The organism is Paenibacillus sp. OV219 (genome assembly GCF_900110075.1).
In the GTDB taxonomy this organism is placed as follows: domain Bacteria; phylum Bacillota; class Bacilli; order Paenibacillales; family Paenibacillaceae; genus Paenibacillus_Z.
Genome location: NZ_FOCJ01000017.1, coordinates 32,901 through 59,408, shown reverse-complemented (window position 1 = coordinate 59,408; position 26,508 = coordinate 32,901). Strand labels below are relative to the sequence as shown.

Annotated in this window: 21 protein-coding genes; 5 read left to right on the top strand and 16 right to left on the bottom strand. The window is 52.4% G+C overall.

Annotation, left to right across the window (positions count from 1 at the left end; genetic code table 11):
• Positions 1–832 precede the first annotated feature (832 nt).
• From BMY11_RS27225 to BMY11_RS27215, 3 genes are all read right to left on the bottom strand, one after another.
• Positions 833–1,465, bottom strand: a complete 633-nt coding sequence (locus BMY11_RS27225) for a bifunctional 4-hydroxy-2-oxoglutarate aldolase/2-dehydro-3-deoxy-phosphogluconate aldolase (RefSeq protein ID WP_090583402.1) — start codon at positions 1,463–1,465, stop codon at positions 833–835.
• A 101-nt stretch (positions 1,466–1,566) separates the two neighbouring features.
• Positions 1,567–2,886: an A/G-specific adenine glycosylase gene (mutY, locus tag BMY11_RS27220; protein WP_090583400.1), complete on the bottom strand. Its 1,320-nt coding sequence runs from the start codon at positions 2,884–2,886 to the stop codon at positions 1,567–1,569.
• A 56-nt stretch (positions 2,887–2,942) separates the two neighbouring features.
• A complete protein-coding gene (locus BMY11_RS27215; RefSeq protein WP_090583397.1) occupies positions 2,943–3,800 on the bottom strand; it encodes an AraC family transcriptional regulator in 858 nt (285 codons plus the stop codon).
• A 149-nt stretch (positions 3,801–3,949) separates the two neighbouring features.
• Between BMY11_RS27215 and BMY11_RS27210 the strand changes: the two genes are divergently transcribed.
• Complete coding sequence (locus tag BMY11_RS27210) at positions 3,950–4,300, top strand: c-type cytochrome (protein ID WP_090583395.1); 351 nt, start codon at positions 3,950–3,952, stop codon at positions 4,298–4,300.
• 74 nt (positions 4,301–4,374) lie between these two features.
• Here BMY11_RS27210 and BMY11_RS27205 read toward each other — a convergent pair whose 3' ends face one another.
• From BMY11_RS27205 to BMY11_RS27195, 3 genes are all read right to left on the bottom strand, one after another.
• Positions 4,375–4,602 (bottom strand): hypothetical protein, encoded by a 228-nt coding sequence (locus BMY11_RS27205; RefSeq protein WP_090583393.1) that lies wholly within the window; start codon positions 4,600–4,602, stop codon positions 4,375–4,377.
• Positions 4,603–4,712: 110 nt separating this feature from the next.
• Positions 4,713–5,105: a holo-ACP synthase gene (gene acpS / locus BMY11_RS27200; RefSeq protein WP_090583391.1), complete on the bottom strand. Its 393-nt coding sequence runs from the start codon at positions 5,103–5,105 to the stop codon at positions 4,713–4,715.
• A gap of 21 nt (positions 5,106–5,126) precedes the next feature.
• Complete coding sequence (locus tag BMY11_RS27195) at positions 5,127–6,263, bottom strand: SGNH/GDSL hydrolase family protein (RefSeq protein WP_090583389.1); 1,137 nt, start codon at positions 6,261–6,263, stop codon at positions 5,127–5,129.
• 236 nt (positions 6,264–6,499) lie between these two features.
• On the opposite strand from BMY11_RS27195, the gene BMY11_RS27190 reads away from it, so the two are divergent.
• The gene (locus tag BMY11_RS27190; protein WP_256217801.1) at positions 6,500–7,168 is read left to right on the top strand and encodes an endonuclease domain-containing protein; all 669 of its coding nucleotides are present in this window, start codon (positions 6,500–6,502) and stop codon (positions 7,166–7,168) included.
• 1,123 nt (positions 7,169–8,291) lie between these two features.
• Here BMY11_RS27190 and nadE read toward each other — a convergent pair.
• The 6 genes from nadE to BMY11_RS27165 form a co-directional block, all read right to left on the bottom strand.
• Complete coding sequence (nadE, locus tag BMY11_RS27185; RefSeq protein WP_090583386.1) at positions 8,292–9,101, bottom strand: ammonia-dependent NAD(+) synthetase; 810 nt, start codon at positions 9,099–9,101, stop codon at positions 8,292–8,294.
• A 17-nt stretch (positions 9,102–9,118) separates the two neighbouring features.
• Complete coding sequence (locus BMY11_RS27180) at positions 9,119–9,553, bottom strand: BrxA/BrxB family bacilliredoxin (protein ID WP_090583383.1); 435 nt, start codon at positions 9,551–9,553, stop codon at positions 9,119–9,121.
• A 98-nt stretch (positions 9,554–9,651) separates the two neighbouring features.
• Positions 9,652–10,071, bottom strand: a complete 420-nt coding sequence (locus BMY11_RS27175; protein ID WP_177182850.1) for a DUF3905 domain-containing protein — start codon at positions 10,069–10,071, stop codon at positions 9,652–9,654.
• A 15-nt stretch (positions 10,072–10,086) separates the two neighbouring features.
• On the bottom strand, positions 10,087–10,230 hold the full coding sequence (locus BMY11_RS29045; RefSeq protein WP_177182849.1) for a hypothetical protein: 144 nt from the start codon (positions 10,228–10,230) through the stop codon (positions 10,087–10,089).
• Positions 10,231–10,251: 21 nt separating this feature from the next.
• Positions 10,252–10,950, bottom strand: a complete 699-nt coding sequence (locus BMY11_RS27170) for a hypothetical protein (RefSeq protein WP_090583379.1) — start codon at positions 10,948–10,950, stop codon at positions 10,252–10,254.
• A 15-nt stretch (positions 10,951–10,965) separates the two neighbouring features.
• Positions 10,966–12,684 (bottom strand): ATP-binding protein, encoded by a 1,719-nt coding sequence (locus BMY11_RS27165; protein WP_090583377.1) that lies wholly within the window; start codon positions 12,682–12,684, stop codon positions 10,966–10,968.
• A gap of 195 nt (positions 12,685–12,879) precedes the next feature.
• Here BMY11_RS27165 and BMY11_RS27160 point away from each other — a divergent pair, with 195 nt between their 5' ends.
• Positions 12,880–14,136: a BaiN/RdsA family NAD(P)/FAD-dependent oxidoreductase gene (locus BMY11_RS27160; RefSeq protein ID WP_090583375.1), complete on the top strand. Its 1,257-nt coding sequence runs from the start codon at positions 12,880–12,882 to the stop codon at positions 14,134–14,136.
• 58 nt (positions 14,137–14,194) lie between these two features.
• Here BMY11_RS27160 and BMY11_RS27155 read toward each other — a convergent pair whose 3' ends face one another.
• Positions 14,195–14,593, bottom strand: coding sequence for a hypothetical protein (locus BMY11_RS27155; RefSeq protein ID WP_090583373.1), 399 nt, complete (start codon positions 14,591–14,593; stop codon positions 14,195–14,197).
• 152 nt (positions 14,594–14,745) lie between these two features.
• Here BMY11_RS27155 and BMY11_RS27150 point away from each other — a divergent pair, with 152 nt between their 5' ends.
• On the top strand, positions 14,746–15,717 hold the full coding sequence (locus tag BMY11_RS27150; protein WP_090583371.1) for a helix-turn-helix domain-containing protein: 972 nt from the start codon (positions 14,746–14,748) through the stop codon (positions 15,715–15,717).
• A gap of 99 nt (positions 15,718–15,816) precedes the next feature.
• Here the strand turns inward: BMY11_RS27150 and BMY11_RS27145 are convergent, their stop codons facing one another.
• The 3 genes from BMY11_RS27145 to xylA all read right to left on the bottom strand — a co-directional run bounded on the left by BMY11_RS27145 (position 15,817) and on the right by xylA (position 20,709).
• Positions 15,817–17,589: a methyl-accepting chemotaxis protein gene (locus BMY11_RS27145; protein ID WP_177182848.1), complete on the bottom strand. Its 1,773-nt coding sequence runs from the start codon at positions 17,587–17,589 to the stop codon at positions 15,817–15,819.
• Between the two features lie 291 nt (positions 17,590–17,880).
• Positions 17,881–19,380, bottom strand: coding sequence for a xylulokinase (gene xylB, locus BMY11_RS27140; RefSeq protein WP_090583366.1), 1,500 nt, complete (start codon positions 19,378–19,380; stop codon positions 17,881–17,883).
• A gap of 15 nt (positions 19,381–19,395) precedes the next feature.
• Complete coding sequence (xylA, locus tag BMY11_RS27135) at positions 19,396–20,709, bottom strand: xylose isomerase (RefSeq protein WP_090583364.1); 1,314 nt, start codon at positions 20,707–20,709, stop codon at positions 19,396–19,398.
• Positions 20,710–20,913: 204 nt separating this feature from the next.
• On the opposite strand from xylA, the gene BMY11_RS27130 reads away from it, so the two are divergent.
• Positions 20,914–26,433: a DUF7507 domain-containing protein gene (locus tag BMY11_RS27130; RefSeq protein ID WP_090583362.1), complete on the top strand. Its 5,520-nt coding sequence runs from the start codon at positions 20,914–20,916 to the stop codon at positions 26,431–26,433.
• Positions 26,434–26,508: the final 75 nt, after the last annotated feature.

The following is a 26,508-nucleotide window of genomic DNA, read 5'->3' as shown; positions in this document are numbered from 1 at the left end:
GATGCCCTCCTTAAATGCCAATACCAGTATACAAAAAAGCCCCCATAGCCTAAACACCTTTTTTCAAAGTGTCCAGTCTATGGGGACCAGTTTACCCAGGGAGCACTTTTTTATTTAATAGCCTCGTTATCATTAAATTCGATTGGGATAAAACAAAAGCTTCTCAATGACTTCTCGATTGATAGGCTTACTAATATAAGTGTCCACCCCTGCCGCCAAGCAATTTTCACGATCGCCTTTAATTGCATTTGCAGTCACCGCTACAATACGCGGAAAGGTTCAGCCTTACGACAAGAGCTTTACCATTCCTCAAACTCGCAAAGAATTAATTAACTTACATCCAGCGTCAACACCTGTATACGTAGATCCCTCAGGGAGTAGCGGCATTAGCTTGATCCCCTGAATATCCTTAGCAGCAGCCAACCAGCCCGCGAATTAGCGTCTTTGTTATTGATTTAGGCGTTTTCCGTTATTCGTGCAGTTTTATGAATAAATATACAATTTTATGTATATTATCTATATAAGTGAATATTTGTTATCACAAACTTTGCGCATTTTCTCGAAAATTCTGACACCACCCATTTGTTGTATGTTACCTTAAGGAATTCTAAATTTTTCCTTTGTAATGGAATTGTAATATTCGTTTCATGTTCCTTTCATATTACGATTCTATAATAAACACATGACCCCCCTTTATTATATATTTTCTCTCTTGTGCCTGCGGATATGCCGCAGGCCTTTTTGTTTTTATAGGGTTTATTACAATAGAAAAACCGCCCAGAAGCAAAGCTGCTTCAAGGCGGTTTCTATCATTCATTTATTCATTCTATCACTACAGCGCGCTCGCCGCTTCTACGAACTTCCGTGCACGGTCCGTTAATAAATTGAACTGTCCGCTGCGTACCCAATCCATGTTCACAAGCTTGCTGCCCATGCCAACGCCGCATGCGCCTGCTTTGAAATAATCTGCGATGTTGTCGAGATCGACGCCGCCAGATGCTAGCATTGGAATCTTGTCGAGTGGCGCGCGAATTTCGGTGAGGTATTTCAAGCCGAGCGAGGCCATCGGGAACACTTTCACCAGTTCAGCGCCAGCCTTCCACGCTCGAACAATCTCTGTTGGTGTCATAACGCCAGGCCATACCGGTACGCCGGTCTTTAAGCCGTAATCCACGACCGATTCATCCAAATTCGGAGAGATCAGAAACTGCGAGCCTGCGGCTACCGCTTCCTTCGCCATGTCGAGATCAAGCACCGTGCCCGCGCCGATTCCGGCTTGATCGCCGAACTTCTCGCGCCAGCGGCTAATCATCGTTGTTGCACCCTCGGTGTTCATCGTAATTTCCATTAGCGAAATGCCGCCGTCCAGCAGCGCCTGTGCAGCTTGATCTGCGTATTGATCCTCAATAAAACGGAAAATCGCAACAATCTTCTCTTGCTGTAATCGTTCCAGCATTTGACTCAAGTTAAGCAGCCTCCTTGGTTTCTATCACTTGGGATTGATTGATGACCCTGACTTTGCTATAACCCATTGTAGAACGATCGCGATTACAAAAGCAATTCAAATTAGTCCAGCTCATTCCAGTAATCCCGCAAAATCCGTACGAATACGTTCGGGAACGCCAGCTCTTTCATATGCTCCGGTCCGATCCAGCGATAATTGGTTGGGAGCGCCCCGCTGTCAGCAGCAGCGCTGCTAGCTTCATATAACACAGCCGATTCGGCGGCAACTCCCGCTAACACGGCAGTCTCCTGTTTCTCAGCGGCTTGCAGCCAGAAGCCGAACTCCGCGCGGAATACCTGCACATCCCACACGATGTGGCTGAACACATGCTCCATCTCGCCCCACCAGCTCGTCGGCCGCACGAGCAAGCCTTCCTCCGCCGATAGCGCGCGGCTTATAAAATCCGCTTGCCGCGCGTGCTGCTCCAGCGCCGCGCCCGCGCCCGCGCTCGCGAGCTGCGCAGCAGCTGCGCCCGATTCGGCCGCCGCAGCAGCTGCCGCTTTGGCGGCGGCGCCGCGCCCGCGCCGCTTCGCCGCCGTGCTGCCGGAGCTGTCGCCCTCCGGGGCGAACAGCACATGCGGCAGCTCCCACATCTGCGCGAGCAGGCCGCTCTCCGGCCGCTGGCGCACAAGAATTCGGCCAGCGTGCTCGCCGCTGCCGGTAATGATTGCAGCAAGCCGCGTCTCTGGCCGCGGCGGCTTGGCCTTCGTCTTGATTGGCAGGATGTGCTCCTTGCCTGCCATCCTGCCTTCGCAGTGCTGCATCACCGGGCAAGTGAGACAGCCCGGTGATTTCGGCGTACACACCAGCGCGCCTAGCTCCATGAGCGCTTGGTTGAAATCACCAGCAGCTCCCTCTGGGATGAGCGCTGCTGCAATCTTCTCAATACCAACGCGAGTCGCCGGCTTCGCAATGTCTTCCTCCAAGCAGAAATACCGCGACAGTACGCGCATCACATTGCCGTCCACCGCTGGCTCGGGCCTATTGAAAGCGATGCTCATAATCGCCCCGGTCGTATAAGGACCAATGCCTCTCAGCGCAGCGACGGCCTCTTTATCATCCGGCACTATGCCGCCGTGGCGGCTCAGTACTTCCCGCGCACCAGCCTGCAAATTACGCGCCCGGGAATAATAGCCGAGCCCTTCCCAGCTCTTAAGCACATCCGCTTCCGGCGCTTCCGCGAGCGCAGCCGCTGTCGGGAACTTCGCCATAAACCTCTCGTAGAACGGAATCACCGTATCCACTCGCGTCTGCTGCAGCATGATTTCTGACACCCATACCCGGTATGGATCGCGATTTTGCCGCCATGGGAGATCCCTTCGATTCGCCAAATACCAGCTCAGCAGCTCTCTGCTGAAATAACGGGCTGCTTCCGTTGTCATTGCCATTCTTCCCCTCTCAAACCTTACGATCATGCATGATCTAATTGATGTTAATTCTACTCGTTGTCTTTGCCTTGCTGGGTGTTATAGACATAAATTTGACGGTATCGCTTCGGTGTCAGCCCCGTGTATTGTTTAAAAAGACGTGACAAGTAATGATTCTGAAGTCCAATCTGGCTAGCAACCTCCGCTATTTGGATGTTCACATCCTCCAGCAGCGTCTTGGCACGCTCCATTTTGCGAATATTGATAAATTGAGTTGGCGCGTAGCCGACAATGTTCTTGAAGTAGCCGATAAAATAATTCGGATGCAAAAAAGCCAGCTTCGCCAGCTCGTCCACCGAAATCTGCTCACTAAGATGCTCTTCAATATATTCCAGCACATGATTAATTTTGGCAATCGGCTCAATCTCGAGAAATTTCTTTTCATTAAAGCCGCTATATTCCAGAAAATAAGCCATCATCTCAAACAACGCCGCCCTTACACGCAAGCCGCGTGTCAGCGTCTCCGATTGATACGCTGCGATCAGATGCTTGAACAGTGACACAATATGCTCCTGCTCCTGCTCGTTCAGCGCTATGCTTACCTTCAAATTCAGAATATCGAATAAATCCATATCGCCAATCGTCGCCCGGAAATTGCACCAGTACAAGCTGACGAACTGTCCCTCACTCGGACCGAAGAATTGCTGCGCTCCAGGTGGCAGCATTAACAGCCTTCCCGGCTTCAGCTCGTAGCACTGGTCTTTGATTTGAAGCCCGCCCTCGCCATCCTTGATGAACCAAAGGCGGTAAAATTCCGGTGGTTGCTCCGACTGCCAGCCTTTGTTCGTCACAGAGTGCGCAGCCATGGATACATCGGCATGGAACCGGTGAAAATAATTTTGTATGATCGTTTTGAATGTGAGCTTCATACAGATGCCATTCTCCCATTATCTAGCCTTTGATGTTACAGCAATACGCTCTATTATACCTCATGACGAAGCTTGTGTCGCACAGTTGCATCCTGCTCGCCGAGCGACCTATACTGAATACATCGATGCAACAGGAGGCCTGCTCTTTCATGTCAAACCACTCTACATATAAGATATTTTCAGCAAAATGGGGCTTTTTCGTGCTTTCCGCCTTGTTTGCAGCAACGCTTCTGAGCGGCTGCGACTCATCCTCTTCGGTCCAAACGGCTGCCGCTGATGTCCCGAAGGTATTTAAATCCAATTGCATTTCGTGCCACGGCACCGACCTGCAAGGGCGCATGGGAGCTTCAACAAATTTGACCCAAGTCGGTAAAAGAATGACCCAAGACGAGATTACGAAGCAAATCAAGGACGGCGGAGGCGGCATGCCCGCATTCGGGGGCAGGCTCTCTGCAGCAGAGATTGAAGATCTCGCCAGCTGGCTTAGCAAGAAGAAATAAAAAAAGACACTTATCCGCGGGGCAGCTTGCTCTTGCCTGCCTACACGTAAGCGTCTTCTTATCTATGCTCGTTCTTAGATTGATTCTGTTCTACGCGCATGGCTGCCTTTGCGCTGTTCAGGCAATCCTGTCGCAAGAGAGCCGTGGTAAAGCCACTTGGATATGCCCATTTCCGGATGAGCAGGGAAAAGGTCTCCTTGAATTAGAGGCAGCCAGCCGCCCCATACATCTCCGTATATGCCATCGAACGGCACGAACTCACCGCTCTTGTAATACCGCTTGGATGCGTTCTCACTTTTCATTCGCTTCAGCAGCTCCGTTCCCTTTAGGCCCATAGTAGTTGCTATTGGTTTATTCCAATTATGGGCAAAAGGTGACGCCGCTATGCATTCGTTTTCATTCCGCAGCAGCCTTACGCTTGCTCTGCGATTACATAGGCGGAAGCAAGCGAATGGTCGTGGGAGATGGAGACGTGAATCCGTGTTTGTTCTGCGCTTAGGCCAAGCCGTGACCAAGCGCCCTCGCTTAAGCGGCAGATCGGTCGGCCGCTGCTGTGCCGGTCGATCTCAATGTCTTGAAATCCGAGCGTGCTGCCGATGCCGCAGCCGAACGCTTTGGATACCGCTTCTTTCGCAGCGAAGCGGCCAGACACAAACTCCACTCGTCTTCCCCCGCTCGTTTGTGCTGCAAGCTCCTGCTCTCTCCCGGTCAATATTCGGCTGATGAATTTGTTGCCAATCTCGCCTTGGAGGAGCTTCTCCATTCGGTCGATCGACGAGATGTCATGTCCGATGCCAATAATCACTTCCGCGTTCAACCGCCTTATCTATCGAATGACGCCAATATGCGCCAATCGGAAATTCGTTCCCCGGCATTCCGCTCGGTCTCCGTGAATGACTTCTAGTTCAAACTTATGTTTGCCCGCCGGGAGCTCGTCGCCTAAGAAGTTATCGCGATACCAGCCGTCGTCGCCGCACCAGTCCGGACGCTCGCGTGAGGTCGCGACCCAGTCGCCGCCGTCGATTCGGTACCGGAATTCAGATGATGTTTTGCCAAAATCGAACCCAAGCGACAGTCCCCGTCCCTCGAACGAAAAAGCAAGCTTCGCCCCTACCGCAGCCGTTTCCAGCACCTGATCGATCCACTCGTAGAATGGCCATCGCCTGAGGACCCATGGGCCTTCCGTTCGCACCTCGGTGAGCGGCAGCAATTCGGCATCGCCCCAGTGATGCGGGTGCAGCGGCTCGGGTAGCTGCTGTTGCTGCAGGGAGTCCTGAAAGTTCGGAGGCTTCACCTCTGGGTGGAGTCGTTGATTGTGCTGATTGTACAGCTCCTTCTCGAGAAAAGCAACGATGCTCTGCGCATAGCTCAAGCTGCCGCGATGGGTCGGATGCAGGCCGTCCGGCAGCCATTCCTCCCAGCGCATGCGGCCCTTGCGCACTTCCTCCAGAGCGTGCAGGCCCATCCAGATCGAGCCGATGCCGTAGTGATCGGCAAGAGTTTCCAGCTCTGCAATCGTGTCCGGCACGCCATCCTCGCTCATAGCTGCATACATGCTCTGCATGAACGTGTGCGTGAACACGATGTCCCGGCTACCGTCTTCAAGTAGCTTGCGGACTAGCCCTTCGCGTGTGCGCTGCCGCTTGTCCGTAGGTTCACCGGAGTCGTTCACCGCATAGTCGATAAACACTAACTGGCAGCCGCGGTCGATCAAATCCCGCTTCGCCCGGAACACGGCAAGCTCGCTGCCCGTCGCGCCGATCGCGGCATTTTCGACAACGATGCGCGCCTGCGGGTATTGCTCCACGATCCAAGCAATGACCGGCTCCGGCCAATTATGCCTCGGCCTCGCATCCGTAATCGAGCCGCCAATAAATCCAACCGTCAACTGTCCTTCCTCGAGCGCCTTGCGTGTGTGAACCAAAGGATTGCGATGCTTCCAAACCGCTCCATCCATCGTCATTCATTTCCTCTCCAGTGAGGTTTAATGCGGGTCACATGCCTGAGATGCTAATCTACGTCTATCATATCACACGCGACACGCGACAACCCGATACACTAACTACTTTTCAATTTCCCAATGCTGTGATAAGGTGAGCTAAATGCATACGGTTGTGAAGTACACACCGCTCTTTCTGGACACGACGTGTTCCGGATTGGGCGGTTTTTTATTTTCAGATAGCGAGGAGCGTACTAGATATGAACTTTCAGATGGCATATCAGCAATGGTTCGAGGGGCAGCGCAGTAGCGCACAGGGAGATAGACGGCATCGGCTCGAGGATGGGCATGGACATGCGGAAAAGTTATTTTTGCAGCAGGTGTGGTATCCTGCTTTCCGAAGCTTTGACCATCTACAAACAGAGTACGAGGTGGCGGACTTCAAGGACGGCTCGCGTTACTTGGATTTTGCATTCATTCAATCTCCAATCAAACTTGCGATAGAGATTGATGGCTACGGTCCCCACGCCGCCAAAGCCAGCCGTTGGCAGTTCTCCGACTCACTTATGCGCCAAAATCATCTCATCATCGACGGATGGCAGATCCTCCGCTTCTCATACGACGATGTGAGCGAACGACCACGGATGTGCGAACAGACACTGCAGCAATTCATGGGATGCTGGCTCGGCGGCAACCGTTCTTCGACCAGTAGTGTCGACGAACTCGTCGAAGCCGAGATCTTCCGCCACGCCTTGCGCCTCGACCGACCTATCCGTCCGCGCGATGTGATGGAGCTGCTGCAGCTTGTAAAAAGAGATGCATACGAGGTACTGCATCAAATGGTTCATAAGAAGAAGTTACTCCCAGCTGGGAAAGGCTCTAAGAAGATCCGCTGTTACACAGTTAACTGTGAACTGATCCAAAACTAACAGTCCTAGCGAGAACATAATGTTCTCTCAGCTCCTTGTTTGAGCGAAATTACTTAGGCCGCGGCGATGAGAGCACGTATGTATTCTCTCAGCTAGCTTTCGGCGTGGTTGGATGCTGAGAGCACGTATGTGTTCTCTCAGCGACAGATTGTTGGTTAGTTTGTAAGCCGGCGGCGATGAGAGCACGTATGTGTTCTCGCAGCTAGCTTTCGGCGTGGTTTGGATGCTGAGAGCACGCATGTGTTCTCTCAGCGACAGATTGTTGGTTAGTTTGTAAGACGGCGGTGCTGAGAGCACGTATGTGTTCTCTTAGCTAGTTTTCGTCGTGGTTTGGATGCTGAGAGCACGTATGTGTTCTCTCAGCGACAGATTGTTGGTTAGTTTGTAAGACGGCGGCGATGAGAGCACGTATGTGTTCTCGCAGCTAGCTTTCGGCGTGTTTTGGATGCTGAGAGCACGTGTGTGTTCTCTCAGCGACAGATTGTTGGTTAGTTTGTAAGACGGCGGTGCTGAGAGCACGTATGTGTTCTCTCAGCTAGCTTTCGACGTGTTTTGGATGCTGAGAGCACGTGTGTGTTCTCTCAGCGACAGATTGTTGGTTAGTTTGTAAGACGGCGGTGCTGAGAGCACGTATGTGTTCTCTCAGCTAGCTTTCGACGTGTTTTGGATGCTGAGAGCACGTGTGTGTTCTCTCAGCGACAGATTGTTGGTTAGTTTGTAAGACGGCGGTGCTGAGAGCACGTATGTGTTCTCTCAGCTAGCTTTCGGCGTGGTTTGGATGCTGAGAGCACGTATGTGTTCTCTCAGCCACAGATTGTTGGTTTGATTGTAAGACGGCGGTGCTGAGAGCACGTATGTGTTCTCTCAGCTAGTTTTCGTCGTGGTTTGGATGCTGAGAGCACGTATGTGTTCTCTCAGCGACAGAACAGTAGTTTGTTTGTTTAACTTCGGTGCTGAGAGTACATATTTGATCTCTCAGCTAACTTTTGGCGCGATTTTGACGCCGAGAGCACGTATGTGTTCTCTCAGCTACAGAAGGTTGGCTAGTTCGGTGGGTGGATTTCGACGCAAAAAACCCCCTCCAGCCCAGCCGGAGGGGGTCAACCACACACATACAACTGCTTTAAATCCCAGGGATCGGATCCCGCTTGTGCGCCGTGCGCACGAACTGCTTCTCGAGCTTCGCGCGAGCGGCGTCGCTCACTTGCTTGCCTTCGAGGTAGTCGCTGTTCTCATCGTACGTGATGCCGAGCTCCGTCTCGTCGGTCTGGCCTTCCCATAGGCCCGCGGTCGGCGCCTTCGTGATGACCATCTCCGGCACGCCGAGCTCGGCCGCCAACTGGCGAACCTGCCGCTTGTTCAGCGTGCTGAGCGGCGTGATGTCGACCGCGCCGTCGCCCCACTTCGTGTAGAAGCCGGTGATTGCTTCGGACGCATGGTCAGTACCGACAACGAGCAGGTTCAGCTCAAACGCGAGCGCGTACTGGGTCACCATCCGCGTGCGGGCCTTCACATTGCCTTTACCCCCGCGGCTGAGATGCCGCGAGATGCCGATTGCCTTGAGGCTATGCTCAGCCTCAATCGCAATCTCATCGACCGCTTCTTGAATGTTCGTCTCGACGCGGTGCGTAAGGCCAAGTGCATCAGCTACTGCGTAGCTGTCTGAAATATCGACTTGTTCGCCATACGGCTGGAACACGCCAAGCGTTATATAGTCCTTGCCCGTCTCAGCGGACAACTCATCTGTTGCTTTCTTGCATAGTCCCGTCGCAACCGCGCTGTCCACACCGCCGCTAATGGCGATGAGCAGTCCAGTCGTACCCGACTTCAGCACATACTCTTTCAAGAAATCTACCCGTTGGCGAACCTCCGCTGCCGGGTCAATCTCTGGTTTAACGCCTAATTGCTTGATGATTTCCCCTTGTAGACTCATCGTAAGCAATTCACCTCTTAACGGCAGAAGCGTTCAAAGGCAGAAGTCAAATCTGCAGCGATATCAGCAGCTGAACGGTTCTCAATTTGATGACGCTCGATAAAGTGTACCAGCTCTCCATCCTTCATCAGTGCGATGGAAGGCGATGATGGCGGGTAAGGTGCGAAATATTCACGAGCCTTCGCTGTAGCTTCTTTGTCTTGACCTGCGAATACCGTATACAGGTGGTCTGGTGTCAGGTCATTCTGCAGCGCTTGCGCTACGCCCGGACGGCACTGGCCAGCAGCACAGCCGCAAACGGAGTTAACAACTACAAGCGCAGTTCCTTTCGCGCCAGGCAGCTTCGTTTCAACATCCTCAGGTGTGCGGAGCTCCTCAATTCCAAGACGTGTGAGATCATCGCGCATCGGCTGTACCATATCAAGCATGTATCGTTCAAAAGACATCGACATGTGTAATCGCTCCTTATGAGTTCATTTTCTTTCTATTATACGCCTCGCCGAAAATGAAAGCAAAGAAAAAGCAACCAGGCTATCGCCCGATTGCTCACTCAATTACCAGATTGCTCATCTAAAGTCTGGCTATCGCCCTCTTCAATGCCCATCGCAACGTTTTTGTCGGGATGCATGAAGATGCCACTCTGAGGTGCGATCCCCTGCTCAAAATACTCCCGGTTCTCGCTCGTCATAAAGCCGATGTCCTTGAACGGATGCACCCATTGATCACCTGCCATGACGGCGGGATCGGTTTCTTCCGTCCACTGGCTAAGTGGCGATTCCGGCGACTCATATTGATGATCGCCAATGGTCACTCCGAATTCATTCACGAATGGCGCACTCGGCCCCCGGCCTTGCCGAAACCCGGGCAAGAAATTGATTTCATACGGATCGAGCGCAGGGTCATCTCGCAAGCCATCAACCTGACTGACTTCGTCGCCACCAGCGCTGCCATTTCTATCTGGGCTGCTCATCCCCATCCATCCTCCTTAGGTTGAAGGGCGATTGGGGCCATCTAACTTCTTATCGTAACCTTCCGATTCCGGTGCTTTTCCATTACTACGCTGACTCTTGCTTGCAGCAGTATTCTGTGCCGAAGCGTTCTCCCGCGACTCTTGATTGTTGTCTACCATTGCTGGCACCCCCTTCCAAGCCTAGTATGTGCGGCTCTCCTTCTCCTTATGCTCATCTTTATCCCTTGCGGGCTCAGATAAAGGCAAGAGCGCACCGACCAGACCGCACCCTACAAAAAGCCACTGTAGACGGGTTAAACCAAGCGTCAATTCCGGTACAACACCAGGTGCATACGGGGCAAACAGACTCACAAGTAAGCCACCAAGGCCAGAACCTAACAATGCTATGGAAGCGAGTCTACCGCTCCCTGCCTCTGCATCAACCCTCAGCATCGCAGCATACACGAGCGCATAAAGAACCACATACCCAATTCCATACCGCAGGTCCGTTAACAACGTCCATGCCAGGCAAGCGGGAATAAGTGCAAAAGGCCACGTATCCAGCATCACCAAACTAGGTATTCGCCTGCGATATCGAACATAAGCGATATAGACGATTGAGGCGGCGAAGCCGTTCATCGCATCGAATCCGCTGCCACGCACGATCACTAGAGAGCTTGGCCGCTCCCATAACATCGAAGGCTCACGCAGCAAGAATAACAGCTTCCAACTAAGCAGCGTAATGATCGCAGCATTCACATACAACTGCCCCCACAGCTCGGACCGCTCCGTTCCTGTCAGCTTCAATTTGATCGCTATAAATCCGGCAGCTCCCGCTATAAGTGCAGCAAGCAACACGGAATCAAGCCGCAGCGGTCCTACAGCAATAACTTCCGGCAAAAGCACACGCTCCTTCTATGCAAGATGCACACCAGCAGCAACAGTTGCAGTCGACACTCCATAGTAATTCCGGTTCCGATCAAATTTCACCTTGAACGTCGTGCCGGTCCCTTCCCTCGAGTCGACAGCGATTTCTCCGCCATGCCTTTCAACGATGCTTAGGCACAGCGGTAGCCCAAGGCCCGTTCCACGAGTCTTGGTCGTGAAGAACGGTTCAAACAATCGCTCTAGCTTCTCCGCTGGAATGCCGCTGCCATTGTCTATCACGCGCAGCTCCACATGATCCGGATACGCCGTCGTTTCCAGCCGAAGCACTCCGTGCTGATCCATAGCCTCCATTCCGTTTCGCGCCAAATTCAAGATGAGCTGCTTCATCTCTTTCTCATTCAGCATAAGAGAAGGAATTCGATCATCCAGCTGCAGCTCTATAGATTGCCCTCGCATATTCGCATCGGCCATCAAGAGCGGCATAATATCGTTAATAATGACATGGAGCGAGCAGTTCTCCTTCTCAACGATCCGGTTCTGAGCAAGCGACAGAAAGTCATTAATGATGCTGTTCGCGCGGTCGAGCTCATCCATGACGATCCGGTAATATTGCTGCTGATCGCCGGGACTGCGTTCTTTCATCAGCTGAACAAAGCCGCGAATTACTGCCATTGGGTTCCGAATTTCATGCGTAATGCTGGCTGCCATCTGCCCGACAAGGCTGAGACGTTCCATCCGCCCAAGCTCCGCACGCAGTCGATTCAGCTCGGTAATATCATGCGCGATGAGGGCCGCACCGATAATTTCATTATTTTGAATATCGCGAACACAGATGCCGGAGTTGAGGTAGATTTTACCCTGCTCCTCCACATATTCCGTCGATAGCTTATGCCCATTCAGAGCTTGATGCAGAAGCCGCCCGAGCACATCCTTCTCAATATGATCGTACATAATCGTAAAATGCTGACCGAGCAGCTCATGGCGCATTTTGCCACCAACTTTGTCCCGCAGCAGATGAATCGCCATCTCATTAATATGGGTGATGCCGCCAAACGAATCGACGAAAATAACGCCAAGCGGTGTCTCGTCGATAAACTGCTGCAGCTTCTGCACTTCAATGCGGTAATTATTCGTGACGCCTTTGAGCTGGTGAGCGATTCTCTCTCTTTGCAGCAGACTTTCCGAGAAAACAACAAACAGCCACATAACTAAGAAGTAAGCAAGCTCATGAAGAATGAGGTGAGTCATTTCGGAAGAGGTAAGCTGAGGGTGCTTCACATGGTAGTAGTACATGAAGGAGGAAGCCCGGATGATAAGAATAACAGCCGTCATGCTTAGAACAATCGTATGTTTGCGACGCTTTGATAAATCCAGAAAGCCTTTCTGAAACTTATAGATTAGAGGCAGCAAGAGCAATGCGCCGCCGATTTCTATCCAGCCCCAGTTGCCATGCATCACTGTCCATTCCGATGCGGCGAATATTGCGGCTAGTATGAACATAATGCCGCTGCCGCCATATAAGGAACCAACAATCATCGGCACATAGCGGTAGTCCAGATCGAAGCCTTGAACCTCCGAGCAGATGCACAGCGCCATAATCATGCTTGATGCACATACAGAAGTGATGAGAATCAGGATATTTTTGCGTGGCTTTGAGTAGTCAAACCAGACTTGGAAGACGAAGACTGGCAATAATGCGACAAGAAATTGCAGGAGCATTAGCTTCCACACAAAGTAGAATCCCACCCTTCCAAATCCCCTGTTAATAGGGCAAAATTTTACTGTTATCCCGATTAAAGCACAGGTGACGCTATTTGACAATGTTGCGAATTAGTAGATTTCATGCCTGCTGCCGTGTAGACGGGCAAATTGCTGGATAGTATGATAGGTAACGACATAGAAGCTCTTTCTACAAAAAGCAACAATAAGGGGTATTACCTAATGACATATGACGTAATTATTATCGGCGGCGGCTCAGCAGGCTTAATGGCGGGCATCGCGGCCAGCAAGAACGGCGCGAAAGTTCTGCTGCTGGACAAGGGAGACAAGCTCGGCCGTAAGCTTGGCATCTCCGGAGGAGGCCGCTGCAACGTTACCAATAACAAGGACATCGACGAGCTCATCAAGCACATACCGGGCAACGGGAGATTCTTGCACAGCTCGCTCGCGAATTTCGGCAACAAGGATATCATCGCGTTCTTCGAGCAGCTCGGCATTCGGCTGAAAGAAGAAGATAACGGTCGGATGTTTCCCGTTTCGGACAAAGCCAAAACCGTCGTTGACGCCCTTATCAATCAAGTGCGCAAGCAAGGCGTTGATATTCGTGTGAATACGCCGGTGAAACGAGTGAATTTCAACGAGCAAAGCGTGCTAGGCGTAACGACCGCATCCGGCGAAATGATCTCCAGCAGAAGCGTCATCATAGCAGTTGGCGGCAAATCTGTACCCCATACCGGCTCGACCGGCGACGGCTATCCGTGGGCGGAATCGGCGGGGCATACTATTACGGAGCTGTTCCCGACCGAGGTGCCGATTACGGTGAACGAGCCGTTCATTGCGAGTAAGGAGATGCAAGGGTTGTCGCTGCGCGATGTGAGCCTCTCCGTCTGGAATGCGAAAGGCAAGAAGCTGATCTCGCATGAGGGCGATATGATCTTCACCCATTTCGGCGTATCCGGTCCGATTGCGCTGCGCTGCAGTCAGTTTGTCGTGAAGCAGCTGAAGCAGGCTGGCGGTGGCAACGTTTTGTTGACAATCGACCTCTTCCCAGGCAAAAGCACTGACGAGGTGTACGCTGAATCGCTGCAGGTGCTCAAACTCGAATCGAAGAAGGCCATCAAGAATGTGCTGAAGGGCTACTTGCCGGAGCGCATGGTTCCGCTGCTTCTGGCAGCTGCAGAGCTGGACGAGCAGCTCACCTATGACAATATTCCGAAGCAAGCTTGGCTTGCGCTTGCGAAGCTGATTAAGGCATTCCCGCTCCGCGCCTATGGGACATTGAAGCTGGAGGATGCTTTTGTCACTGGCGGAGGCGTGAACTTGAAGGAAATTGATCCGAAGACGATGGCTTCCAAGCTGAAAAACGGGCTCTACTTCTGCGGCGAAGTGCTCGATATTCACGGGTATACCGGGGGCTATAACATTACGGCTGCGTTCACGACGGGCTATACGGCCGGCACAAATGCCGCGCTGAAATAAGAAAGGCTGACAGGCGATTGAGTATCGCTTGCCAGCCTTTCTTTTCTTTCTTTCTTGATCAAGTATGTACATCGCCTGAGAAGTACCCGTATGAGCCGTCGTCCGGGAAGAATTCATCCTCAGCCGGTGCATCGTGATCCCTGTTCTTAAACCCGCCCTGCGCTTCCTCTTGAGCGACCAAATCCTCATTCACTACATGTGCCGGAATCGTAATGTTCGCCATATTGTAAGCATCGTTCGTCAGCTCAATATCCGGGATCGAGGACTGCACGGCCAATTGTCCGCCGTGTGACTGCGCGATCTCCAGTGCTGAAGTCAGATCGCTGCTCCGAATATGAATATGTACACTAGATCCTTGCTGAATGACGGGATCATAGCCGAGCTCTTGCAAGGTCGAGCTTGCGAGCAGCGCTGAACCTGAATCCCCGAATTGAAACATTAATGCTGTATCCTGCATATCGTGCACATCCTCTTTTTAGCTAAAATTATCCATTCTAAGCTAGCGTTCCTCCATGTGCGATATTTTATCCACCTATCTCAACTTCACTCACTTTATATAAAGTTATGTTATAATACCCGCATACAACACATGCAGGGGTGCGATGCACAATGATGGTTGATATGTTCGCGAATACTGCAAATGCGATATTAATTATACGCGAGCAGCAGAACTCAAGATATATTCATGATTGCACGAAATCGTTTTGCCATGTAACAGGATTCAAGCAGGAAGCGCTCATTGGCAACAAGCTGATGAACATGCCTGAGTCTGTTACGAACGAGCTCTGGCCGCTAATTGACCGGATGTGCGACATGATTTCGGACAAGCTGCCTGAAGCGCATGCGGAAGTAGATGTAACTGCGCCAAATAACATGCATATCTTCGCAGAGTTACATGTGAAGCCGATCAGATATGCGAATGACAGCTATTATCTGCTCACGTTCAGAGACCGTTCCGAGCATAAATGGATCGACGATTTACTCGTTAAGCAGCGTGTAGAACTATCGCTGGTTTTGACGAGCGCCGGTTCAATTACGTCGATGCGCAGCTACCATGAGCCAATTCCGTTTGACCGCCAGACCATTACGATGCAGCCCGGCCAGAGATTCGTTGCTGAATCCGACCGAGAACGTGTTAGAGCCATTCTAGACACGCTTCGAAGCCGAACCGATGCAACTGCAGAGCCGCTTATGTTTAAGCTACAGCTATTTGAGGACCAATACTTAGCCCATGCACTAATTAGACCTTTTTTTTATGCGGACGGCACCTTCCGCTGTTTCGCAATATGCATTTTATCGGTTGAAACGCTCCATCAGGCTGATGAAAAGCCAACCAAGAATATGACGATCGCTATGGAAGAATACAGCCAGGATGAGATGAACGAACCGTCCTTCAAGCTTCGCTTGCTTATGCTGAAGCGGAATATGACAGTTACGAAGCTCGCCGAGCATACACAGATTTCATTAACAACCATCTCCAACATCCGCAATGGCAAAATCAAAAAGCCACAGCGCCTCACCGCGCATCTCATCGCGGAACAGCTCGGCGTCTCGCCAGACGAAATTTGGGGCTCGCTATAACGGAAGACACCTGCGAGCCTCCTTACTAAAACAACCTCCAATTCCACTTCGTACGAGGTGGAATGGAGGTTGTTTTTAATTACTGCTTATAGCTTTCGTTTACAGCTTAAACTTCGAAGCGACTTCGTTCATCCCTTGCGCAATTTCGCTGAGTGAACGCGAAGACATAGCAATCTGCTCTGCAGAAGCTGTCTGCTCCTCAGTCGTCGCCGCTACTGTCATCGCGGTCTCTGCGCTACCTCTAGCGATTTCCTTCAGGCGCTTCATGCTGCTTATCACCTGTTCCGAGCCTGCCGCCATCTGCTCCGAAGCTGCGGCAACCTCCTGCACCTGGCCGGATACCCGCTCCGATGCGGCAGCGATCCCTGCGAACGACTCGCCTGCTTCACGTACGCTGCGCAGACCTTCTCCAGCTTCAACCGCAGTCGCGTTCATCGACTGTACGGCTACAAGCGTATCGTCAGTTACTTGCTGGATGACGTTCTCAATCTCATCAACCGCTTCGGAAGTCTGCTGCGCGAGCTTGCGCACTTCATCGGCAACGACTGCGAAGCCGCGGCCGTGCTCGCCTGCGCGCGCTGCTTCAATGGCAGCATTGAGCGCAAGCAAGTTCGTATGCTTCGACACTTCGCCGATCAGCTTCGAGATCATGCCGATATTGCGTGTATGCAGCTCCAGCTGATTCACTTGGTCAACCGACTTCTGCACCGTTTCATTAATACCGGTCATCTTCACCATCGCCTGCTTCACGGCTTCGAGACCGACAGCAGCTTCACGGCTCGCATCCGCCGACAAGCTCGCAACGACGGAAGTCGACTCCGCAATACGGTTAATGCCTTCGCCAAGATCTTGCGTCGTCTTGCTCACTTCCTCGAAGCGCTGCAGCGTCACTTCCGTACCCGCAGCCATCTGCGACACGGATTCCGCCGCTTGCTGGGACGCGCTTGCATTCTGCTCCGAAATCGCGAGCATCTGCTGTGAGGAGGAAGCGATGCCTGCGGACGCTTCCTGCACGCCGCGCATCGCCGTCTGCAGCTGGCTGATCATGCCGCTTAGCGAAGCGAATAGCGCGCCAATCTCGTCCTTGTTGCGAATCTTCGGCATCGTGACGAGCAGGTTGCCGCCGGCGATATCGTTCACAACTGTAGCCGCTTGCTTGATCGGCTTCGAGATCGCAGATCTTACATACCAGGTGAGCAGCACGACGAGCAGTACGCCAATCGCCAGCGCAATCAACACCATCTGCTTCGATTGGTCATAGATGTCAAGGTTGACCTGCTTCGCATCCTCAGCACCGCTATGGTTATTACGAACCAGATAGTCGATGTTGGCCTGAATAGCCATGTATGACTTCTCCGATTGTTTCATGAAATTGGACACCTGATCTATCGAAAGGTTCTGATTTGAAAGCTCAACCGTCTTCTTATATGTATTCTCATACGTCTTCCAAGCTTCCTCAAGGTTAGTGAGCAACCCTTGATCCTGGGAATCCGTATTGTTAATAATCGACTTATACGATGCGAAGCTGTCATTCACTTTCTGGATCGTCGCATCTGCTTCTGCTTTGTACTGCTTTTTCAAGTTCCCGTTCTGCTCAATGAGAAGCTTATACTGAGTGGACAACACATGATCCGCCATATAGTTGATATTATTGATTGTTTCTACGCCGGCCAACCATCTATCCGCAATGACCTTCGAATTGTCGTTCATTTTGGACATCATCATGGAGCTGATTACACCATTAGCAACGAGCAGCAGGAGAACGCTGATAAACGACAGCATTAGTTTGGCGCCAACCGTCATTTTGAGCTTCACATTCATCGGGTTCAGTTGTAAGTCAGGCTTCTTGTTTAGCTTCAATTTTTTCTTCATCTCGTGGATCTCCGCCTCTGCCATCAGTTAAATAGATTGCTATAATCTAGTCATACTAACACCAGTGTACTTTGGATCAGTCCCCAATAAACAGCGGTCTTATCGACAAATCCCGATTTTTCCCGCTTGTAACTTCTTCCAATCTAGTGCTAGCGTCATAGTTGCTCGTCTATTTTACCATCCCTTTACAGAAGTTTAAATAATTAAATAGTCGCATAAAATGACAAAAAAAATCCGCCGACTCACGTCCTTGAACGAGAGCCAACGGATTGCCTTATTAATGAAACATTATTATTTGCGGTACGGCTGCAAGGCAGCGTTCATGCCACGAGTTTGTGCATAGATATCCTGATAAATCCGGAACAAGCCTGCATACGCATCCACAGCAGCCGGATTCGGCTTGTAAACGGAGGAGCGCTTCACGAACAGCTCCGCGCAAGCGTCGAGACTTTCGAACCAGCCGCTGCCATATGCCGCGAGCATTGCTGCTCCGAGGCCTGGACCTTGCTCATTCTCAAGCGCCACTACGTCTGCATTGAAGATGTCGGCTTGCATTTGGAGCCAAACCGGATTCTGCGCGCCGCCGCCGATCGAGATGATCGTATCGACTGTCTTGCCCGCCTGTCGGAACATATCAACCGACTCGTTAAGCGAGAAAGTAATGCCTTCCATCACCGCTCTTGCAAAATGAATCCGTTCATGAGAGCCGTCGATGCCGATGAAGCTGCCGCGAATGACCGAATCTGGATGAGGCGTGCGCTCGCCGACGAGATACGGCGTGAACAACAGACCATTCGAGCCTGGTTTCACGTCGCCTGCGCCTTGAAGCAGCTCATCGTAGGACTCGCCCTTCGCGAATGTATTCTTAAACCAGCTGAGGCTGTATCCTGCAGCTAGCGTAACGCCCATTGCATAGAAAGCATCCTCTTTGCCGTGGTTGAAGAAATGCACTTTGCCGCGGAAGTCATTGCCGCTTCCTTGCTCATAGGACAGAATAACGCCGGACGTGCCGATGCTGCACATCGTCAGTCCTTCTTGCAGGATGCCCGAGCCGATGGCGCCACATGCATTGTCTGCGCCGCCCGCGAACACTTTCGTGTCTGCGCTGAGGCCGCAAGCCGCCGCCTGTTCAGGCAACAATGTGCCTGTCATCGCATGCGACTCGACAAGCGGTGGGCAGAACGATGCCGGCAGCTTCACCGCTTCCAGCACCTCGCTGCTCCAGTGTTTGCCCGCTACATCAAGCAGCAGCGTGCCAGCTGCGTCGGAGTAATCCATATGAAGCGCGCCCGTTAACCGGTAACGCACATAATCCTTCGGCAGCAGGAACGAAACCGCCTGTGCAAACACTTCCGGCTCGTGCTTACGCACCCATAGAATCTTCGGCAGCGTGAAGCCTTCCAGCGCCGGATTACGCGTTACAGTCAGCAGCTGCTCTTGGCCGACAAGCGCTTCGATCTCGCGGCATTCCGCAGTCGTGCGCGTATCGTTCCATAGAATCGCTTTGCGTACCGGCTTCCCTGCTGCGTCTAGCAGAACAAGACCGTGCATTTGGCCGGAGAAGCTGATTCCTTCGATTGCGTCAGCCGGAATGCCTGCGCTTCCGACCAGCTCGCTAAGCGCGCCGATCGTGCCCGTAACCCAATCCTCCGGCGTTTGTTCGCTCCAGCCGGAATGTTCATGATAAAGCGGATAGTCGCGCGACGCTTCGGCGGCTACAGTGCCGCTTCGATCAAGAAGCAGCACCTTTACCGCGCTTGTGCCGAGGTCAATACCGATGACGTAGGACATGCAGGGTTGATCCTCCTATACGCTGTAGATGATTTCGTTTAGCATCAATTTGACCCGCTCTTGACGGCCGGATTCATTCTTGATGAAGTTGTTTTGCAGTGCGTACTGCTCAAGCGATGCCAACGTTGCGCGGCCTGCTACGATCTCAGCGCCGATGCCGTCGCGGAAGCTGCGGTAACGATTGTCAACGATGTTGTCGAGAACCTTCTCTTCGATCAGCTTCGCTGCTGCTTTCAGACCCCAAGCGTAAGTGTCCATACCTGCGATGTGAGCCAGGAACAAGTCTTGGTCTTCGAACGAGCCACGGCGTACTTTCGCGTCGAAGTTAATGCCGCCACGACCGATACCACCTGCTTTGAGAACTTCGAACATTGTAAGTGTAGTCGAGTAAAGGTCAGTTGGGAATTCATCTGTATCCCAGCCGAGCAGAAGGTCGCCTTGGTTCGCATCAAGCGATCCGAGCATGCCGTTGATTGCTGCAACGCGGATTTCGTGCTCGAATGTGTGGCCTGCAAGCGTTGCATGGTTCGCTTCAAGATTCAGCTTGAACTTGTCTTTCAAGCCATACTTCTGTAGGAACGAAATAGTTGTAGCTGCGTCAAAATCATACTGATGCTTCGTTGGCTCTTTTGGCTTCGGCTCGATGAGGAATTGAGCGTCGAATCCGATTTCGTTCGAGTATGCAATCGCCATGTCGAACAGGCGAGCAAGGTTGTCGAGCTCAAGCGCCATATCCGTGTTCAGCAGCGTCTCATAACCTTCGCGGCCGCCCCAGAATACATAGTTCTCTGCGCCAAGACGTTTGCCCACTTCAAGGCTCTTCTTCAGCTGTGCGCCAACGTATGCGTATACGTCTGCGTTACAAGTTGTTGCTGCACCGTGCACGAAGCGCGGGTTCGTGAACATGTTAGCTGTGTTCCAGAGCAGCTTCGCGCCAGTTGCTTTCATGTTCTCTTCGAGCATATCGACGATTACGTCGAGGTTCTTATTCGTTTCAGCCAGCGTATCGCCTTCCGGTGCGATGTCACGGTCATGGAAGCAGTAGTAAGGGATGCCGATCTTGCTCAGAAACTCGAAGTTCGCTTCAACGCGGCGCTTCGCCTGATCCATTGCGTCAGCGCTATCCCAGCCGCGAACTGCTGTGCCTACACCGAATGGATCGGAGCCAGCACCAGTGAATGTATGCCAGTAAGCAACCGCGAAGCGCAGGTGCTCTTCCATTGTTTTTCCAAGTACGACTTCACTTGGGTTGTAATGTTTAAATGCAAGCGGATTATCCGATCCTTTGCCTTCGAATGCAATTTTGCCGATGTTATTGAAATATGCCATTTATGATTGCCTCCTAGAAATAATGTAAACGTTCTTATGACCCTATTCTAGCATTAAGAAACTTTGTTTGTCTACTAAACAAAGTGTGTTTTTTTCACCCGATTTTATTTTCATACAAGCATCCTATTCCAGACTGCCAGCATACCCTGTATGTAGTTTATTTTCGACAAAGTTCTGGGCATTCTTCAGGAGGCGAACCTCTGAATGGCTTGTGGTAACTTAGGCGTGGCAAATGATTTTAACGTGTTCGTGTTCGGCAATCATACGCAATCGTTCGTCGATTCCGGCGGACGTGTAGCCGTTGGCGGCAATGCGACCTACAACAGCTACGGGATTGGCGTTGCCTTGACATCCTCACAAACAAGAGCCGACCTTATCGTAGGCGGCAATATGAATATTACGGGCGGTACGAACTTCAATGGCAACAGCGTCATCAGTCCGACCGGAACCATTATTAAGTACACGATGACGAACAATAACGGCGTCTCTGGTCAGCCTTTCCGCGGAGCACCGGTTGACTTTGCTGCGGCTGAACAATACTTAACTTGCGCATCTTCCTCTTGGGGTACTCTTAGCCCGAACGGAACCGCATTCGTCAATTTCGGACAAATCGTTCTGCAAGGGAATAGCCCAACACTGAACATATTCACGATCAACGGGAACAACGTCGCTGGCTCAGGCGTGTCCCTCTCCTCTGCGAACGGCATTAACATCATTGCGCCTCCCGGCTCTACGATACTCGTCAATATCACCGGCACAAGCGTCGGGTTCGGTAGCTACGCCATCTTCAGAAACGGCGGTCAGTCCACAGCGGCTGACGGCGCGTTCATCATGTGGAACTTCTTTCAGGCGACGAACGCCTTCAACCTCAACCTGTCGATCAAAGGGTCCGTGCTCGCGCCGTTCGCCGCTTGGAGCGCTTCTGGCTTCGGCAATATCGACGGCACGATCGTAGCAGATTCACTCACGAATACGACCGGCTCCATCGAAGAGCATCATGTGCCGTTCACTGGCTGTTTGCCGGAAGTCTTCTGTACGCCTAGGCTCTCGCTCACGAAGACCGTCAACGGAGGAAGCTCCGTCACAGGCCCGCCGGGGACGCCACTCATCTACGTCATCACCGTCATCAACACCGGTGCCGGCAAGCTTTCGAACATTATGGTCACAGACCCTTTATTGAACTTTCAACAAACGATCCCCGAGCTTCCGGCAGGACAATCGATGCAGTTCACCATTCTATCCGAAATTCAGCCCGGCCTACCGGGAAGCAGTTATTTGAATACCGTAACGGCGCAGAGCAGCCTGACGCCTCCTCAATCCGCCTCTGTTACGATCACGATCCAAAACAGAGACGTTACCGCTGTTTTCCGAAAGTCCGTTCAGCCTACAGAAGCGATGCACGGAGATACCGTCGTTTACACGTTTACCGTCGATGTTCCGGAATTCGTCACACTGACCAATGTCCACTTGGTCGATCCGATACTTGGCATCGACATGACGTTCCCTACGTTTTCAGGTGGAGTCCTTCTGGAAGTGCCGTTCGTCATTCCTGCCAATGCTCCAATTGGGAGCAACTTCGTCAACACTGCAACACTCACAGCTAGCAATTTGCCTGTGACGCTGACGGATTCCGCATCGGTATTCATCACAGAAACGCCCTCTGTCTCTTTGACCAAAGAAGCCGATACCGCCACAGCAATTCCCGGACAAACCATCCATTACACCCTTACGGTCAGAAACGAATCCCAGGCAACACCACTCTTCAATCTGGTATTAACCGACCCGCTCCTGCAATTGAATCAAACCATTACGAAGCTAGACCCGAATACCTCGGTTGTTTTCTTCGGCATGTACACCGTTCCGCCGGGAACTCCTGCAGGTACGATCATTCACAATACCGCAACGCTCGTGTCCTCGCTTGGCACTGAGACGGCAAGCACGAATGTACTCATCACGCCAGCGCCGCTCATTACAATCACAAAGACGCCAAGCACGCAGCTAGCTCCTCCAGGCGCTACGGTTGAATACTCGATCGTCGTGACCAATACGGGCAATATCCCATTAACGGACGTCATGATCACGGATCCAGAGCTGTCGTTCTCCGTAACGGTTCCGTTTCTGCCGGTTGGCGGTCAGTATGTAGCGACCGTTCCATTCGTCATTCCACTTGGGACGCCCGCGGGCACGAAGCTGACTAACACCGCAGTCGTAATCACTGACCAGACGCCAGCCGCCACGGCAAATGCCGAAGTGACCGTTGCAGCTGTTTTCGGCTTATCGGTCGAGAAGACAGTGGATCAAGCTACCGCACTGCCTGGCGAGACAGTCCATTTCACCCTCGTTGTTACGAACACATCCAACACCGAGATCACGAACGTCGTCATTAGCGATCCGCTTCTACAACTGAACGAAACGATCCCTGTCATGCAAGAGAATGGGACCCAAATCTATCACATTCCGTTTACCATCCCGATCGGCACCCCTGCGGGTACGCTCCTGACGAACACGGTTAGCGCCGATTCGGACCAAACGGAACCGCATTCGGCAACCGTTCAGGTCGTTATCGGGGCAGCGCCTTCTCTTGCTTTGGAGAAAACCGTCACGCCGGCAAGCGGGCTTCCCGGCACGCCGATCACGTATACTTTTACCGTGACCAATACCGGCAATACGCTACTTACACAAGTGCGCGTACAGGATCCGCTCCTTGGCGTGGATACGACCATACCAAGCATCGCCATCGGAGGACTGTTTGCTTTCGATTTCCCTTCGGTTATTCCCGCGCTTCCTCCGGGCACCATTGTCCAGAACGTTGCAAACGCCGTTGCGACGGAGACGCCGACGCCGGTGTTTGCTGATGCCTTTATTACGGTCGGCACCCCTCCGACTTTGACTTTGACCAAGACGGTCAGCGCTGCCACCGCACTACCCGGGGAGACCGTCATATTCACGATAACACTGACGAATACGTCCGCCGTTACGTTGACGAACGTTCATCTCGTTGATCCCTTCTTCCAGATCGATTACACATATAGTGCCTTGCTGTCCGGTGACTCCCGGATAATTACCGCCAACTTTACGATTCCAGCCGACACGCCTGCCGGTACGGTCTTCGTGAACGAAGTCACCGTCTCGTCCGACCAGACGCCGCCCGTATCCGCAGATGCTTCCGTGACCACCGAAGCGTTCTTCGATATGGCTGTCACCAAAACAGTAAATATCGCAACGGCGCTGCCTGGGCAGACTGTCGTATTTACGATTGAAATCAGCAATACGGGTAATGCCCCTCTCTTTAACGTGCAAGTTTCTGACCCGTTCTTGGGCTTCTCTACGGTTATCTCGATGCTCCTGCAAGATCAAGTCCAAACGTATTTGATTCCATTTACGATTCCGGAGGATGCCGAGCCTGGCACAGTATTCACGAATACCGTCGTGGCGACCTCAGCGCAAACCGGCGACCGTGAGGCAAGCTCAAGCGTGCTCGTATTGCCTATACCGTCAGGCGAAATCAAGGTGCAGAAGCTCGTCAACACGCTAACGGCAAATCCGGGAGATACGGTCTTCTTCACCATCCTGGTTACCAATGACTCGACCGGCATCGTGAACGATATCCTTATTACCGATCCGCTTCTTGGCATCAGCGAAACGATCAACGAGCTTCAGCCAAGCACGTTGTATGCGCTCAGCGTACCGTACGTCGTGCCTCTCGGAACGCCTGCCGGAACAGTCATCACGAACACCGTAACTGTCGAAGCATTAGGAGAGACGCAGGAAGCTAGTGTTAGCGTGACTGTAAACGCAGTCCCTGGCCTTTCGATTACGAAGACGTCCGATGTGCAGACGGCGTCCCCTGGCGATGTCGTCAACTACACGATTACCGTGCAAAATACCGGCAACGCACCGTTAACAAACGTTACAGTAACCGATGCTACGCTAGGCTTCGCTACCGTTATTCCTGCACTCGCCATTGGCGCAAGCCAGGTGCTGAACGTAGCGTTCGTCGTTCCTGTCCTACCGCCGGGCACGATTCTGACCAATACCGCGTCAGCGACCGCTGATCAGGTGCCAACACCTGTAACAGCCTCGACTTCGATCAGCATCGGTGCGCCTGCTAGTGTGTTTCTTGCGAAAAGCGTTACGCCGGCCACCGCCGCGCCGGGCGAGATCGTTACTTTCACGATTGTAGCGACCAACACTTCAGGCAGCGAGCTAACGAATGTCTTGATGACGGATGAACTCCTTGGTCTGTTCATTGAGGCGCCTATCATTGCTCCAGGGGTATCGAGGACAATCGTGATGAACTATACGATACCGCCTGGCACGCCAGCCGGAACCGTTATTCCGAATGTCGTGACATTGACCACTGATCAGACGCTTCCGGCTTCGGCGGTTGCAGCCGTGACCGTAACCCCAGGGCCTGCCCTGACGCTGCAGAAGATTGAGAGCCAATCGTCGGCGCTGCCGGGAGATACGGTCCACTATATGATTATTGTGACGAATACCGGCAACGTGCCGTTAACGAACGTTCACTTAACGGATGCACTAATCGGCCTTGATGAAACGATCACACTTCTGAATCCGCTGAACTCCTTTACGATCGATATTCCGTTCGAGGTCCCACTTGGGCTGTCAGCCGGAGCGCGGGTGTTCAACACAGTCGTTGGCACCTCCGATCAGACGGAAACGGTAGAGGCCATGACAAACTTGACCATTCTGCCGTTCTACTCGGTTGAAGTCATCAAGACGGCTCTGCAAAGCGAGGTGCTGCCAGGTGGCGTCATTACGTTCAAAACGACCGTCACGAATACGTCTAATGCTCCTCTCACCAATGTGAGACTGGACGATCCGCTGCTCAATATCTCGGAAACCATCCAATCACTCGATATCGGTGAATCCATCACCTTGGTTGCTGATTATGTCGTTCCTAGAGGTACGCCAGCCAACTCGTTCGTGACGAACGTCGTCACGACGGTTTCGAGCGAGACGCCGCCAGCGACAACGATCGCCTCGGTTCTCGTTCTCCCGGCTCCGGAGCTCAGCCTCACGAAGCTGCTACCACCGATTGCACTGCCTGGGCAGAAGCTTCGTATGAGTCTGTTCTTTATGAACCAAGGCAATGTTACGCTGCATAACATCCTGCTCGTCGATGAGCCAGTAGGTCTGTCCTTCCATCTGGATGAGCTGATACCAGGCGCAAGCGAGCTCGGGTATCTATGGTTTATCATTCCGGCGGATGCACAACCAGGCTCGCGGATCGTGAACACCGCTGTCATTTCGTCGAATGAAACGGGGCGGGTTGAAGCAAGTCGAACAGTCAACGTTGTGGGGCTCATCATCGAGAAATCATCCAGCTCGTTGTCCGTCAACGTCCGCGATCGCATTACGTACAATCTGATCGTCCGCAACCCAACCCCGTATCCGGCAACCAATGTTGTGCTCCGTGATCCCCTGCCGAGCGAAGCCGTGTTCGTACCAGGCAGCGTCTGGGTGAACGGCGAACGTCTCCCTGATGCATCTCCGGGTTCTGCGGGTATTCCGATCGGCACAATTGCAGCCGGCGCACATGCAACCGTGTCGTTCAAAGCGACGGTGAAAGAGGAACCGCCGGGTGGCAAGCTGGATAACCAAGCGAATGCCAGCTCCACGTTTACAGATGACGGAACAACAGTCAGAGGCACGTCGCTATCCAATGTATGGACCGTCCGCGTCTACGACGATGAGGAATAAAAAGATGCAACTTCCACTTCCTCGTGGTAAAATCGTTTCCAACTCATCGCAAGAGGCGGATTCGAAGGGACGTTA

Excerpts from the sequence above, each read along its gene's own strand:
- mutY (WP_090583400.1), bottom strand. The coding sequence starts at position 2,886 with ATGACAACGGAAGCAGCCCGTTATTTCAGCAGAGAGCTGCTGAGCTGG.
- BMY11_RS27215 (WP_090583397.1), bottom strand. The coding sequence starts at position 3,800 with ATGAAGCTCACATTCAAAACGATCATACAAAATTATTTTCACCGGTTC.
- BMY11_RS27210 (WP_090583395.1), top strand. The coding sequence starts at position 3,950 with ATGTCAAACCACTCTACATATAAGATATTTTCAGCAAAATGGGGCTTT.
- BMY11_RS27205 (WP_090583393.1), bottom strand. The coding sequence starts at position 4,602 with ATGAAAAGTGAGAACGCATCCAAGCGGTATTACAAGAGCGGTGAGTTC.
- BMY11_RS27195 (WP_090583389.1), bottom strand. The coding sequence starts at position 6,263 with ATGACGATGGATGGAGCGGTTTGGAAGCATCGCAATCCTTTGGTTCAC.
- BMY11_RS27190 (WP_256217801.1), top strand. The coding sequence starts at position 6,500 with ATGAACTTTCAGATGGCATATCAGCAATGGTTCGAGGGGCAGCGCAGT.
- nadE (WP_090583386.1), bottom strand. The coding sequence starts at position 9,101 with ATGAGTCTACAAGGGGAAATCATCAAGCAATTAGGCGTTAAACCAGAG.
- BMY11_RS27180 (WP_090583383.1), bottom strand. The coding sequence starts at position 9,553 with ATGTCGATGTCTTTTGAACGATACATGCTTGATATGGTACAGCCGATG.
- BMY11_RS27175 (WP_177182850.1), bottom strand. The coding sequence starts at position 10,071 with ATGAGCAGCCCAGATAGAAATGGCAGCGCTGGTGGCGACGAAGTCAGT.
- BMY11_RS29045 (WP_177182849.1), bottom strand. The coding sequence starts at position 10,230 with ATGGTAGACAACAATCAAGAGTCGCGGGAGAACGCTTCGGCACAGAAT.
- BMY11_RS27160 (WP_090583375.1), top strand. The coding sequence starts at position 12,880 with ATGACATATGACGTAATTATTATCGGCGGCGGCTCAGCAGGCTTAATG.
- BMY11_RS27155 (WP_090583373.1), bottom strand. The coding sequence starts at position 14,593 with ATGCAGGATACAGCATTAATGTTTCAATTCGGGGATTCAGGTTCAGCG.
- BMY11_RS27150 (WP_090583371.1), top strand. The coding sequence starts at position 14,746 with ATGATGGTTGATATGTTCGCGAATACTGCAAATGCGATATTAATTATA.
- BMY11_RS27145 (WP_177182848.1), bottom strand. The coding sequence starts at position 17,589 with ATGAAGAAAAAATTGAAGCTAAACAAGAAGCCTGACTTACAACTGAAC.
- xylB (WP_090583366.1), bottom strand. The coding sequence starts at position 19,380 with ATGTCCTACGTCATCGGTATTGACCTCGGCACAAGCGCGGTAAAGGTG.
- xylA (WP_090583364.1), bottom strand. The coding sequence starts at position 20,709 with ATGGCATATTTCAATAACATCGGCAAAATTGCATTCGAAGGCAAAGGA.
- BMY11_RS27130 (WP_090583362.1), top strand. The coding sequence starts at position 20,914 with ATGGCTTGTGGTAACTTAGGCGTGGCAAATGATTTTAACGTGTTCGTG.